Raw genomic sequence first — 14,141 nt, 5'->3', positions numbered from 1 at the left:
ATCTAGAGGGGTATGCTGTGGGACCTTGTGACAGCATACCCGAAACGAAAGAAAAAGTCATGCGTTTTGATTGAATTATTAATACAAAATACGATTAAAACCCTAGAATTTCGGGCAGAATAAATGACTTTGTAATATTTATGACCCGAAAAATAAATCAGTCTGCTAGACTGGTGGCATGGCTATCGGTGACTACATCAAATACAAGACAGGACTCTCCCAGCGGGCGCTCGCCGCCGAACTCGGCATGAATCCCAACGCTATTCAGCGGCGATTTTCGGGTGCTGGAGTGATGGATGTAGAAACCCTCGTCAAGATAGCCGACCGCTTCGGGCTTGACCTGCTCGACCTCATGGTCGAAAGCGGGCTTATCACCACCGCTCGCGCCAAATCTCTGCGGGTGGGCGGGTCTATTCGCGATGTTTCCAACGAAGACTTAATGGGCGAGGTGCTGCGCCGCATGACGGCGGTGCAAACTCGGGAACAGTCGGTGCGTGCTGCGGTACCCCCTACCGCCCCCGTGGAGGTGCCTGCCGCCGCATCCGCGCAAACTGGGCGAGCAGTCGCGGGTGCTACGAGCGGTGCATCCGGCGAAGGGGAGCGCAAATACACGGCAGAGGACTACGCCCTGGCCGCAAAACGCGGCGAAATCTATGACAGTGAGGAGGGATTCTTTGGTGCCTAGCTACGATCCCTACACTCACGCACATACGCTCGGGGTCGATATAGTCTGGGGAACGCCCGGGCATGGGATGCTCGGTCGCTACGACCATGCCAGCCGCACCATTACCCTGCGCGAAGGAATGCGCACCCGGCAAGAACGCTCCGTGCTTGCCCACGAACTCGTGCACGCTGTGCGCGGAGACGAGCACGACGCCTGGGATGCATCCTATAGCGCCCGCCGCGAACGCAGCTGCGACCTGCTGGCCGCAGAAAACCTGATCGACCCGGAGGATCTGCGCCGCGCCGCCGCCTTCTACCCGGATAACCTGCCCGCGCTTGCCTATGAGCTTGACGTGACCGAGGAGCTTTTAGTGATTTACTTGGATGCGCATCCGCTTACCGTGGCGCAGGCGTAATTTGGACGAGGGCTCGTTGTCGCTAGAAGCAGCGCTATTTCGGGTATTCGGGTGCGTAGAAATTTCGGGAGCATTTTCTTCATCCGGGAGCACTTAAGCCGCTCCCGCATGAAGAAAATGCTCCCGCTTTACGGGCGAGTGTATTAATGCCAGCACCCATTCTTTGTGTGAGGAATGCGTTTCTGTATCTTCTATAACAGACACCTGTTACTATTAAGATATCTGCTATAGAATGGATAATTTCATGAAGCCCTCAACATCACGCAGTACACCGGCATCGACGGGCTGCAGTACCAGGACGTGCCCGAACCCACCCCAGGCCCCGGGCAGGTTACCATTCGCGCAGAATACGCGGGAGTCGGGTATGTCGATGCGCTTCTCGCCGAAGGCATGGCAGAGCTTCCGCTTCCCTGGGCACCGGGTATCGAAGCCGCGGGGCGCATCCATGCCCTCGGTGAAGGAGTAACCGGCCTGCGTGTGGGAGATAAGGTTGCGGCTCCGCTGACTCTGTTGGGTTCAGGAGGCGGCTTCGGCCAAATCTGCCTAGCGCAGGCAAACCTTGTGGCACCCCTGCCTGCGGGTATGAACCGGCATTGGCGGCGGTCGTTCCTGCTAATACCCCTACAGCCCTTGCAGCGCTCGAACGCACGGCGCGTCTGCAGCCCGGCGAACACGTGCTGGTGCAGGCCGCTATGGGCGGTCTGGGCACTCAATTCGGGCAGGTCGCCAAGCTCATGGGCGCCGGAAAGGTGGTCGGCATTGTCAGCACCGAAGAAAAACGCCAGCTCGCCCTCGACCTCGGCTACGACGAGGTGTGGCTGCGCAATGAACTTGCGGATAAGAGCGGGCGGCAATTCGACGTGATTATCGACCCGGTTTCTGGACGCGACCGCCCCGAACTCCTTAAACTTCTGCGTTTCGAGGGGCGACTGATCGTGGTGGGCAACGCCGCTCAAGACGGAGATCAGACGGTGGGCACCAATACCTTCTGGTTCGACGGCATCAGCATGATGGGCTTCAATATCGGGCTGCTCTCCAATGCCTACCCCGATATTTCTACTGCCTATCTGCGCCGTGCTTTGGCGTTGGTTGCATCCGGCGAGGTGACGGTGCCTATTCAGGAAGAAGTCGATATTCGTGACGGTGCCCAGGCTTTAGAGCGGCTTCGCGCCGGTAAAACCATCGGAAAGTTCGTCTTCAAGCACGAACCATACGGGGAATAAAACCAGACGGGAAGATAGATAAAAATTCCGGGGCGATGGTTAAGGCTTTGAAGGATGCGTTCCCAAGGCAAACCATCGCTCCCGGAACTGTGTTCATGCCACGCGCTCGGAATAAAGCCCCTCAACGCATGCAGCTTTCCGGTTAAAAACACGACAGGCACCGGAATGCATACAAATGCCACGAATACGGGTTTAATGCCTCAAAAACAACGCGAAAAGCCTCAAATATTGCTCAGAGCGGAAGCATATGTGATTTATCTCCGCAATAAAAATATTTTCCTGCCGGATTTCCCTAAAATGGAAGCCTGCACCGGTGTACAGGGTATAAGCTAGGAAGAGATTACACACAACGCCGTATAAAACACAGACAGAACGTCACAGAGAAGTGATACAAACTTCGGAGGCATACCTTGTCAGTGAATGACAACGCTATGAAACGCTGGTCTGGCGATGATGCGTGGATTGAACAGTATTACCAGAACAGCCCCGTTGAAGACCGAGAAGTCTTCTCAACGGAAGAACTAGAAGAGTTAGCGCGAGCGCACCGTGCGCTCGCTGAGACGCGCGAACCCAATACCCCTGCGGTCACCGTGCATAACGACGAATACTCCACCACGCTGCTCGTCGTCACCGACGATATGGGATACCTCGTCAGTTCCCTCACCGCTGAAATCGCCTCAGACTTCGGCGGCGTCTACTCGCTCTTCCACCCCATCTTCATCGTGGATCGCGACCCCAACGGAAAACTTCTCTCGGCACGCGGCGCCGGTCGCGCCAGTAACCTTGCCAGTGGCGATACGGCAACCTACGGGTTGCCCGTGCTCTCAGCGAAGGACGGCAAGCTCACGGCGCATCCTATGATCGAGTCTTGGATCGCGATTCGCCTCACCCGCAAGCTCAACGACGAAGACAGCGAACGCCTGCGCGCTACCGCGCTGAAAATCCTCGACGATATTAAAGCCTGCGAAACCGATGCTGAAGCCATGGCCGAGCGCGTGAACACTATCGCCGAATCCCTGGATGCGCTGCGCGGCATAACCCTCGGCGAAGGCGAAGAATCTTTCACCGCGCATCCCGGCGGCAACGAGCCTTCCTCACGCATCGAAATTGCACAGGACTTTTTGCGCTGGCTCGCCCGCGGTAACTTCCTTTTCATGGGTATCAAAGAGCGCCTGCTCGACGGCTCCTCGGGGGTACTCGAACTGGCAGACCGCCCTCACTCGGCGTTGGGTATCCTGCGCTCCACCGAAGGACAGCACCGCATCCGGCTGGAAAACGACACCCTCGCCCGCGCGCTCAGGCCGCGCCCACTCTACATTACGAAGGCGAACACCCGCTCCACCATTCAGAGCACCGACTACCTCGACTACATTGGGGTGCGCCGCTTCAACGCGAGTGGGCGCGTGGTTGGCGAATACGTGATTCTGGGGCTGTTCACCCGCCAGGCATACTCTCTGCCAGCCATAGAAACCCCGCTCATTCGCGAACGCATCGCCATGGTGCGCCGTCGCCTGGGATTCCACCCCGGCTCTTACTCCGATAAGATGCTCATCGGCTTCATCGAAGACTACCCGCGTCTTGAACTCATGCACGCCACGGTGAATACACTCACCGAAACTTTCCGCGGCATTATGGGTCTGGAGGAACGGCGCAAGACCCGTCTTTTCCTGCGCCCCGACCAGTTCGCACGGTTTATCTCCGCGGTAGTGTATCTGCCGCGCGATCGGTACAACACCTCTGTGCGCACCCGCATCCAGCAGGTATTCCGCGAAGAATTTGATTTAACCGCCATCGACTACCAGATTTACCTCTCGGCATCGTCGCTGGCGCGTGTGTTTTTCCGCATCCGGCTCGCCGACCCGAACGTCGTGCCGGATGTTGATGTAAGCGCCCTTGAGAAGCGCCTGCAAGCCGCTACCCGCTCCTGGGGAGAGGCTACCGCCGCCGCGCTTGAGGGCTGGAAACCCGGTGCAGAAGGACGCCGGCTCGCCTCCGCCTGGGCGGAAGCCGCGCCAGCAACCTACCGCGCCGACTACGAAGTAGAAAACGCGATCGAGGATATTGTGATTTTTGAATCTCTCTCGGGCGATACCCAAAGGCCCGCCGCTATCAAAGTCGAGACCGGCGACTTAGCTACCACCCGTCTGAAGACCTACCTGTCAGCACCGCATACCCTCACCGAGCTGCTCCCGGTGATGCAGAATATGGGACTGGTCGTCGTTGACCAAAGGCCCTACGAGTTCGCGCCCGAAGATGGGCAGGACTACGGATACCTGTACGACTTTGGTGTGCAGTTCCCCGAAGGTGTAGACCCGCACGCTGTCGCAACGCTCTACGAGGATGCGCTCAACGCTTATCTGTTGGGAGAACGCGACTCCGACACCCTGGACCGGCTTATCTTAGCCGATGGGCTCACCTGGAAAGAAGTCCGCTTATTCCGCGCCTTCAACCACTACCTGATTCAGCTGGGCTTGGGCTACACGCCGTCGTTCATGTCAAATACGTTGATGGCGTACCCGCAGATCGCGAAGCTCTACGTCCAGTTCTTCCACAATAGCTTCGACCCGAACAACGGGCTCACCGACGAGCAGCGCGAAGCTCAACGCGAAGAAATCCTGGAGCAGATTCGCGAAGAACTCAACAAGATTCCAACCCTGGATGCCGACCGCTACCTGCGCTCGCTCCTGAAAATTCTCAAAGCTATTCTGCGCACCAACGCATACTTGGGTCGAGAAGCGCTTGCGTTCAAGATTGCGCCCGAGCAGATCGATTTTGCGCCTCTTCCGCACCCCAAGTTCGAGATTTTCGTATACTCCCCGCGTGTGGAAGGTGTGCACCTGCGCTTCGGCAATGTGGCGCGTGGCGGCCTGCGCTGGTCAGACCGTCGCGACGACTTCCGCACCGAGGTGTTGGGCCTGGTCAAGGCACAGATGGTCAAGAACGCCGTCATTATTCCGACCGGTGCCAAGGGTGGTTTCTATCCCAAGCAGCTGCCCGATCCCGCCGTGGACCGCGACGCCTGGATTACCGAGGGTCGCGAATCCTACAAGGTCTTTATCCGCTCCCTGCTGGATGTGACCGATAACCTCTCCGTTGCTACCGACGGCACCGAGACCGTAGTCCGCCCCGAGGGTGTAATCGCTCGCGACGGTGACGACTACTACCTGGTGGTTGCCGCCGATAAGGGGACTGCCGCATTCTCGGATACCGCAAACGCGATCAGCGCCGAGTATGGGTTCTGGCTGGGCGATGCGTTCGCATCCGGTGGCTCGGTTGGCTACGACCACAAGGCGATGGGCATTACCGCCCGCGGCGCGTGGGAATCCGTCAAACGTCACTTTGCCGAACTCGGTCACGACTGCCAGAGCGAAGAATTCACCGCCGTGGGTATTGGCGATATGTCCGGCGATGTCTTCGGCAACGGCCTGATGCGCTCCGAGAAAACCCGCCTGGTCGCCGCCTTCGATCATCGCGATATTTTCCTGGACCCGAACCCGGATCCCGCCGTCTCCTTCGAGGAGCGCGTGCGCCTGTACAAGCTGCCGCGTTCTTCGTGGCAGGATTACAACCGCGAGCTGATTTCTGAGGGCGGCGGCGTGTATTCGCGCGGTTTGAAGTCCATTGAGATTACCCCGCAGGTGCGCGAGGTGCTGGGTCTTGAGGACGATGTTACCGAGCTGGCACCCTCTGAACTGCTTTCCGCGATCCTGAAGGCTCCGGTTGATCTGCTCTACAACGGCGGTATTGGTACTTACGTGAAGGCATCCACCGAAACGAACGCGCAGGTGGGCGATAAGGCAAACGACGCCCTGCGCGTGAACGGCAACGAGCTGCGCGCCAAGATCGTGGGCGAGGGCGGCAACCTCGGCTTCACCCAGCTGGGCCGTGTGGAGGCTGCACGCAACGGGGTCATCATCAATACCGACGCCATTGACAACTCCGCAGGTGTGGAAACCAGTGACCGCGAGGTGAACATCAAGATTCTGGTGGACCGCCTAGTGGCACGCGGCGAGCTTGCACCGGATGAGCGGGCATCGTTCATCGAATCCCTGCGGGACGAAGTCGGCGCCAAGGTGCTTGAAACCAACGTTGAGCAGAATGTTCTGCTGCAGGGTGAATTCAACTACGGCACGTTGGGCATCGATGTCTACAAGCGTCTGATGCGCGACCTCGAAAAGCACGCCGGTCTGAACCGCACCGTCGAGTTCCTGCCCACGGATAAGGAACTGCAGGCACGGTTTGACACCACCGGCGAGATGCTGACCCGCCCTGAGCTTTCCGTGCTGGCCGCCTACGTGAAGATTTACCTCACACACGCTCTGGAAGAGACCGACTTCGCAGACGATCCCTACCTGGAGGGCCTGCTGCGCGAATACTTCCCGGCACCTCTGGTGGAGCGTTTCGGCGAGTACCTGAATTCGCACCCGCTGCGCAAGGAGATTATCTGCACCCGCGTTGCCAACGAGATGGTGAACCTGGGCGGCATCACCTTCGCTTACCGCGCGGTCGAAGAAACCAGCGTTGGGGTGGATGCGGTCGCCCGCGCCTTCATCGTTGCCCGCGAGCTCTTCGAGCTGGGTAAGGCCGCGAAGCTGCACCGCGAATTGCCCGCACACACCGCCCTGGATGCATGGAACACCGTGCTGCACGATGATCAGCGTGTTCTTGACCGCGTGGTGCGTTGGTTTATCGCTGAGCGCGGCGTGGTTGCGGGCAACCCGCTCAGCTCCCTGCTGGAACGCTTTGGCGATGTGGTGGAGCTTCGCAAGAACCTGCCCGCATACCTCTCGGATGTTTCCCGCGCACGGGTTCGTTCCAAGCGCGATGCCGGCGAGGCTTGGGGTCTTCCCGAAGAGCTCATCGTCATCTGGATTCGCGGCTTCGAGGGTTATGCCCTCCTGGATGTTATTCGCTCTGCACGCGATAACGACTTCAAGGCGGTTGAGCTGGCACCGATTTACTTCGCAACCTACGACCGCTTCAAGGTTGATGAACTGCTCGGTCTCATTAGCGAGCTGCCCCGTAACGACCGTTGGGAGACCCTCTCTCGCCAGGCTCTGCGCGGTAGCCTCTACGAGACCGCCGCAGAGCTTGCAACGTCGGTGGCTGAGGAAGACGCAGGCCACGCGCCGAGCAACCCCGAGGGGGCTTTGCAGGCGTTGGATTCCTGGATTAAGAACCACCCGACCCGTGTGGGCAATATCGACCGCATCTTTGAAGAGGTTCGCAATGCTGAGCCCGACAGCGCATCGCACCCGCGCCTTGCCGTGATTTCGGTAGCGCTGCGTACCCTGTCGAGCGCATCCTAAAGCTCTTCTTGAGATATAACAAAAGCTGTTCCCTCTCTGCCCGCGTGTGGGTGGGGCAGGGAACAGCTTTTTGTCGTCGTGTCGCGGTGTGATGCTGATTAAAATGAAGAATATTTTTTAGCCGATATTCCGCTATTTATCAGGGATTTTTAAGTATTTCAGCGCATGGCGTGTGAGATATTTTTGTGCACATCTGACGGTAAACCCCGCAAACTTGGTTCGGTACCGCTATACTCAAGTAGTAGTGAAACCTTGTGATGCACGTACGCGGCTTCCCCTGCCTTAAAAAGCGGGGAATATGTGGCATAAATCCCAGTTGCGGGCTGCGTGTCAAAAATAGTTTACACGTATACAATACAAGGGGTTGAAATCCCGAAAACCGATCACCTAGTCGTTCAGCGCAGTTTTTCCTGCGCTTAGCCCATCCCTGCCCTTAAACCACAGGTACAGGGGCAATATACATATAGGCATTAGGTGAGAATAGCGCTGAAAGAAGTTCCCGTCTTGTCTTCCCACCATGCAGACATCCCGAAAAACCGCTGGAGCTGGAGACTCCTCTACAATTTTCTTCTCTATGTATCTCCCGTTGCACTCCTAACAGTCGCATTCCCGTTCGTAACCCCCATTCTCAGCAAGAACTATGTGGGGTCGGTGCCGCTTATCCAGATTATTCTGGCGGCATCCATCGTGGTTCCCTGGTTAAGCCAGGCGGTATGCATGCCTATTTACCGCGCCCTCGAATCCGAACATCTGAAAGTTGAGGATGCACGCCGCGAAGTTCAGGAAGAAGCGGCAATTCTCAAACGGGACCATAAATCCAAAGAGGCGCAAGAACTTCTTGCTACTCTCGATACCGACCCGAAATATCAGCATATTAGCGAGCTGAGGGCATTTAGCCGCCACTGGGGCTACCTCTATCTGGTGGGGCTGCCCATCGCGTTCCTTTTCGCCATTCCCGTGGTGCTTGTGCTGCACTGGGATATGGTGGCGCTGGTATCCTTCCTCTTTTTGAGTATGCTGAACGTTGCGTATGCGCAGCTGCTTATTGTGCCGAACGTGGCAAAAAACCGTCCGCTGTGGTTCTTCGCATGGTTGGGCTACACGATTGTTCTGCTGACGTTGCCGACCGTGTGGTTCCTGCCTCCGCTGGTGGGGTCGGCCATTCTGTTTAGCGGTATTGGGCGTGAAATTAAGCAGCTGTTCCACTTCAGCCGCCTTCCGCTAGGTGCCGCCTACCGCGACGTTATTCGCGGCCTGCTGACCGGTTCTATCCTCTGGGCTGATAAATACGTGCTCTTCTTGGTGACGAACGGCAAGATCGACGTTATCGCCATCTACATGAGCCTGGTTCCCTGCGTGATCGCCTATAACTACTTCTTCGTGGTTGAATCTAACCGCGTGAACGGCTCTATTCAGCGCCTGTGGACCCTCTTCAATAAACTTCCCTTCAATGAAATTGAGCCGGAGGCGCACGCTGTAGTGCGTATTTCTCACGCCTCCGTGCGCAACACGTTGATTGTCTCAGTTATCTGCTCGGTCATTACGGGCATTCTGATGTATATCTTCGTACCGAACACCTTCCCGCTCGCCTATGCGGGACTGACGGTGGCATGGTTGTTCCTGGCGATGGCGCTCTTCATCTATCAGCTGGAATACATGACCATGTTTAAGACCGTGCACATTATCGGTGCGGTACACCTGCTGATCGTCACTGTCGCCTTTTCAATCATCCCGAACGATGGCGGTTATCTGCCCATCATTATCGGCGAAGCAGTTCTCGCCCTCGTCACGTGGATACTCTACCGTCGTGCCTGGGCTAATCCCGAATACTCACTCTTCTGGCGTCGTGCCCTAGCCTGGTAGATGAGAGGTCATATACATTGATAAACACCGCAATGCGTAACCACTATGCCCCGCTGCAATTGCCCGCGCCGGGACCCCGAACACCCGACCCTGATTATCCTGAGGTCGATGTTGCGCTGGTGATGGAATCGACCTACCCCTACCTCAAGGGCGGGGTTTCCGCAGTGGTTCACGATATTATCGTGGAAAACCCGAGCATCAGCTTCGGAATTATTCATATTTCCTGGGATAGTAAACAGGAACTTAAAGACCTGTACGGTATGCCCGAAAACGTCAAATGGGTGAAGGTGATCTACCTGAGCCTAGAGGAGCATAAGGAAGAATTCGCCCAAGAATGTAACCCGAAAAACCTCAAGATGAATCGTCGCCAACGCAAGAAACTGGTGGCGAGACTTATGAGTGCTTTCGATGCTCTTATACACGGCGATGTAAACCCGCTCTGGTCGTTCTACGATGAAGGAATTAACCCCCGCACCCGCACCTACTCACTCTTCGCCCTCACCGGCACCCGCGAGTTTATGGAGGCAGTCGGTAACTGGGGCTTCCTCGCACAGGTTCCGTTCGGCGAACTCTTCTGGGAGATCCGTAACTTCGTCTCTATCGTGTACGCCCTGCTGCATGAGCGCCTGCCCTATGCCCGCGTGTACCATGCCCACACCACCGGCTACGCCTCACTTTTGGGCGCTGCGGGTGCGCGCGATTACGGCACCAGCTTCCTGCTGACCGAACACAACCTGTATGTGCGCGATACTATCAACACCAAGCTGGAACGCAATATGGCCAAGCCCGTCACCACGGATTACGCCTTCCTGAAGGAGCCGCGCGATAAACCCGAGTTGGGTCCCGTCACGCTCGAAGAGACCGCGTGGTGCGTCTGGTTCCTGGAAATGGGACGTTTCTGCTACCCCAGCGCCGATATGGTGACCTATCTGTACCCCAAGGCGATTGAGGAGGCACGCGGCATCGGCGCGCCCATCGACCAGTACAACGAGGGTGAAGAAGACCGCGCGGTCGTGCTGCCGAACGGTATGCTTATCGAGAGCGTGTACCCGGCGTATGTGGGGCGTCAGACTGCCCGGGCGCGCATCCTGGCGGAGGGGCGCGGGCACATGTGGCGTTTTGTGTTTATCGCGCGTGTGGTGCCCATTAAAGGGCTCACAGACCTAGTGAAGTCGCTTGCGCTGCTGCGTGATGCCGGGCTCGACAACTTCCACCTGGATGTGCTCGGGCCGAAGAACCACATGCCGGAATACTATGAGTTGTGCGTGCGCACGATCGAAGAGCTCAATATGGGCGACTTCATTACCTTCCACGGCACCGTGAAGGTGCGCGAAATGCTGGACCGCTTCGACGTTCTGCTCATGCCCAGCTACAACGAAGGTCAGCCCATTGTGGCGCTGGAAGCGATGGCGGCATCCATTCCGCTGGTGAGTACCGATGTGGGCGGTATGTCGCAGCTGATTGATGATGTGCTGGTCACCTCGGATGGCAGTGAAATAGGTAACTGCGGTATTCTAACCATTCCGGGCGATGTTGAAGGCTTCACGCAGGCGCTTCGCACCATGATGGAGGAGCCCAGCATCTATGAGCGGTACTGTGTTAACGCTTACAACCGAGTTGTAAAGTTCTTCCAACTTCGCCTGGTTATGGACCGTTATGACCAGATATACCGTAAGCTAGGTAAAATACCTCAGCGAGTTACGGAGCAGATTGAAGAATGAGCGATAATTCTCTACGAGCCGGCACTCCGGGAAAATTTGGTGCCTGGATTCGATACGGCGGCGACCCTATATCGGAAGAGCAGCTGGCCTTTGCGGCGCAGAACTATGCGGTAGCTATTCTGCAGCCCTGGGAGCTGGATGCGGCACGCTACCTCAAAGAGCAGTCGCCTAATATGGTGCTACTTGCCTATAAGTGCCTTTCTTCCAGCCGCGCCTATGAACCCGGCCCCATCTACTCTTCGGGTGTCTCTTATAAATACGCGCAAGATCTTCTGAACACAACCGGTAAGGATTTGTTCGCCCGCCGCCTAGACGGCTCTCTGATCGAGTGGTCGGGGTACTGGCAGCACTACCAGATGGCGGTGTGGAGTGCAGACTACCGCTGGCAGTGGGTGCACTCCGTGGTGGAAGAACTGCGTAACTCGCCCTTTGACGGCGTAATGGCTGATAACGACGTAGAGAATGATTATTACGGACTGAACCTGCCGATTCAGGGCGTTGAAAGCATCACCACGATTCGGCAGCATCTCGATTTCTTGATCTCTTTCGCCGGTATTGAGCTGAATAAGATCGGCAAAATCCTGGTGCCTAATATTGCCGAATCGCGCCTGCGCTGGGGCAAATGGGAGAGCCACAGCGCCTACGGCGGCGGATTTGAGGAAGTGTGGCTCGGCTGGGGCGCACAAGAATTCCTCAGCGGCGCCTACGCCACCATGCAGGGAAACCATATTGGGCGCGGTGCTGAAGGTCTGGTAACGCTGAATGCGGTGCAGGACCGCTCGGGCGATGCCTACGGCGCTGTGAATACCCAGCAGTCCCTTCCTAAGGTCACGATTTTGCGCACCCCGCACGGGTACTCGACATCGCCGATTAGCGGCACGGATGAGAATCTGCTGTATGGTCTGGCTGGGTTCTGGGTTTTTGGAGGCGGTCGCTTCACCGGCATCAACGCAACTCAGCACGATGCCTATGACGGTACTCCGAACGCGCCCGAGCTGTCCTTTGACTTGGGGGCTGCATCCGGTGAGATTGAGGCTCAGGACAGTGTGCAGACCCGTGCTTTCACGCACGGCTGGGCGGCTCTGAATACGAGCGATCGCACCACGATGGTGCGCGTGCCGCAGGATCAAGGGCTTGTAGATGCGCAAAACAACGCGGCACCAGCCACCCTCACCCTAGAAGGCCACCGCGGGGTTATTTACCGTAAGCGGTAATTTTAAGGTCTCTTGCTATAGCGTATATACGGCGGTATTTCGTGCTTGATATATAGCACGAAATACCGCCGTTTATCTGTATAAAACTCGGGTATGTATTCCTGGATATTATCTTCGTTGCATATTTATGTCTGGGATATATTGCGCGCAGGGTGGAGGTATTTCAACTCTGCGTAAGCGTTTGCACGTTCTGAGACAGTGTATGTAGTATATATCTACAACGCAGATTATAGATCTGCATCACTCTAGAGGAGGTTGCCATGAAATATATCGTGGATTTTATGTTTTTGAATAATGCAGCGGGTTTTCTTATGGTGAAAACCCATTATTTTAAAATTTTATATCAAGAAAGACATTGCTTGTGTTGAAAATAGCTAAATATAGTAAGCATGAGGCAATTTTCTTATCATCAATAGTTATTTCAACTCTTGGTGATTCGATGATACCGATTGCTTTTGCGCTCTCTGCCGTTGAGCTTGAGAATAGCGGATACGGCTTTACTGCAGTTCTATTGAGTCTCTGGGGTGCACGTCTTTTTGGGTCAGTGCTGTACCGCAGGTACGGTAATATACTCCCCCTTATCAGGACCATGATATACGCAGATGTTATCAGGTTCTTAGCACAGTTCATTCTCGGAATTTGGGTCATAGCAGGCTACAATTCCATACTGTCTCTGTGTATTTCATCATGCATTTACGGATTGGGAACTTCTTTCTTTGTTCCTTCCAGGTATACGCTAACTCCTACACTTGTTGCCGAAGATATTCTTACGAGCTTCAATGCTTTTAGTAATTTTTTCACGGATGCTTTTGGAATTTTAGCTCCCGCAGTATCCACCTTCATATATCTTGTCTACGGGTTTCCCGTTATCTTATTCATTGACTCTGCTACCTTTATGGTCGGAATATTTTTACTCATATTCCTCATGAAGGCTGTAGGGCAAAACGGATCAACATCTGCCAACGATCATGGGTCTTCTTCCGGTGCTTCCTCCCTGGCAAAAGTTAGTTTTCCCCGATGGATCGTAGCGGGAATAGCTGCGTGGTCGTTAATCTCTTTAGCTCTAGGGTTTTCGGGTGCTGAAGGCCCGCATCAGATGATTTCACGTTTGAATGAGGAATCCTGGGCCGCTGTTGCAACCTCCCTTGCTTTGGGCTCTATAGCAGGTTCGGCAAGCATCCTGATGGGTGTTTGGAAGAAAATCTCCTGGCGTTACCTTGCTATGGCTACCGCCGTTCTCTTGGGTCTTCAAGTCTATCTGTACGGGTACGGAACGCAGATTATCGTGATCTTCATGTGCACCTTTGCCGCATCTTTGACCTTATCCGCCGCTGCGGTGTCATGGGATGTGAAGGTGCAAACCTCTTTAGAGCAGGATGAACTGCAGTCGTTCGCCAATATAGACAGTATTGTCTCTTCAGTGGCGGTTCCCCTCGGAATGCTGCTCTACGGTATCGGAGGCATCTGGAATATCTCACATATTCTCATCCTCCTTATTTCAATACTGGTTACGCTCAGCGGGTCCTTGTTCTTGGTGACGAAAAGAACCTAAAGACGCCTAAATGTGCATACACCTTGAGCGTCGCGCTGGGTCAGTCTGTGTCACATGATAGTGACAGTATCTTTTATAAACTCGTGCTGCAACGGCGCGGGGGCTACTGTTAAGAACTCAATCTACTCCTGCTGGATGCGCTCATGCTCCTGGGCTACCCCGCCCGTCCGCTCACCGGTC

Annotated in this window: 8 protein-coding genes and 1 pseudogene; all 9 read left to right on the top strand. The window is 55.7% G+C overall.

Annotated features, from left to right (window positions below):
* Positions 1-178: 178 nt before the first annotated feature.
* The 9 genes and pseudogenes from HMPREF2804_RS01095 to HMPREF2804_RS01060 all read left to right on the top strand — a co-directional run bounded on the left by HMPREF2804_RS01095 (position 179) and on the right by HMPREF2804_RS01060 (position 13,961).
* Entirely contained in the window at positions 179-685 is a 507-nt protein-coding gene (locus tag HMPREF2804_RS01095) for a helix-turn-helix domain-containing protein (protein WP_048753506.1), read from the top strand.
* The gene (locus tag HMPREF2804_RS01090) at positions 678-1,079 is read left to right on the top strand and encodes an ImmA/IrrE family metallo-endopeptidase (protein WP_048755387.1); all 402 of its coding nucleotides are present in this window, start codon (positions 678-680) and stop codon (positions 1,077-1,079) included. The genes HMPREF2804_RS01095 and HMPREF2804_RS01090 overlap by 8 nt, the downstream gene beginning before the upstream one ends.
* Positions 1,080-1,379: 300 nt before the next feature.
* A pseudogene (locus HMPREF2804_RS11230) lies at positions 1,380-1,523 on the top strand (NADPH:quinone reductase); the annotation flags it as partial.
* 149 nt (positions 1,524-1,672) lie between these two features.
* On the top strand, positions 1,673-2,302 hold the full coding sequence (locus tag HMPREF2804_RS01085; RefSeq protein WP_246824084.1) for a zinc-binding dehydrogenase: 630 nt from the start codon (positions 1,673-1,675) through the stop codon (positions 2,300-2,302).
* Between the two features lie 416 nt (positions 2,303-2,718).
* Positions 2,719-7,611, top strand: a complete 4,893-nt coding sequence (locus HMPREF2804_RS01080; protein WP_070626954.1) for an NAD-glutamate dehydrogenase — start codon at positions 2,719-2,721, stop codon at positions 7,609-7,611.
* 504 nt (positions 7,612-8,115) lie between these two features.
* Positions 8,116-9,474 (top strand): hypothetical protein, encoded by a 1,359-nt coding sequence (locus tag HMPREF2804_RS01075; RefSeq protein ID WP_246824082.1) that lies wholly within the window; start codon positions 8,116-8,118, stop codon positions 9,472-9,474.
* Positions 9,475-9,506: 32 nt separating this feature from the next.
* Positions 9,507-11,195: a GT4 family glycosyltransferase PelF gene (pelF, locus tag HMPREF2804_RS01070; RefSeq protein ID WP_048755385.1), complete on the top strand. Its 1,689-nt coding sequence runs from the start codon at positions 9,507-9,509 to the stop codon at positions 11,193-11,195.
* Positions 11,192-12,409, top strand: a complete 1,218-nt coding sequence (locus HMPREF2804_RS01065; RefSeq protein WP_048755384.1) for a putative glycoside hydrolase — start codon at positions 11,192-11,194, stop codon at positions 12,407-12,409. Before pelF ends, HMPREF2804_RS01065 begins: the two co-directional genes overlap by 4 nt.
* A gap of 439 nt (positions 12,410-12,848) precedes the next feature.
* On the top strand, positions 12,849-13,961 hold the full coding sequence (locus HMPREF2804_RS01060; RefSeq protein WP_141744128.1) for an MFS transporter: 1,113 nt from the start codon (positions 12,849-12,851) through the stop codon (positions 13,959-13,961).
* Positions 13,962-14,141 lie beyond the last annotated feature (180 nt).

Source organism: Rothia sp. HMSC065G12 (genome assembly GCF_001811455.1).
Lineage (GTDB): Bacteria > Actinomycetota > Actinomycetes > Actinomycetales > Micrococcaceae > Rothia > Rothia dentocariosa.
Note: the sequence above shows the minus strand (reverse complement) of the source record. Positions and strands in the feature narration are given on the sequence as shown.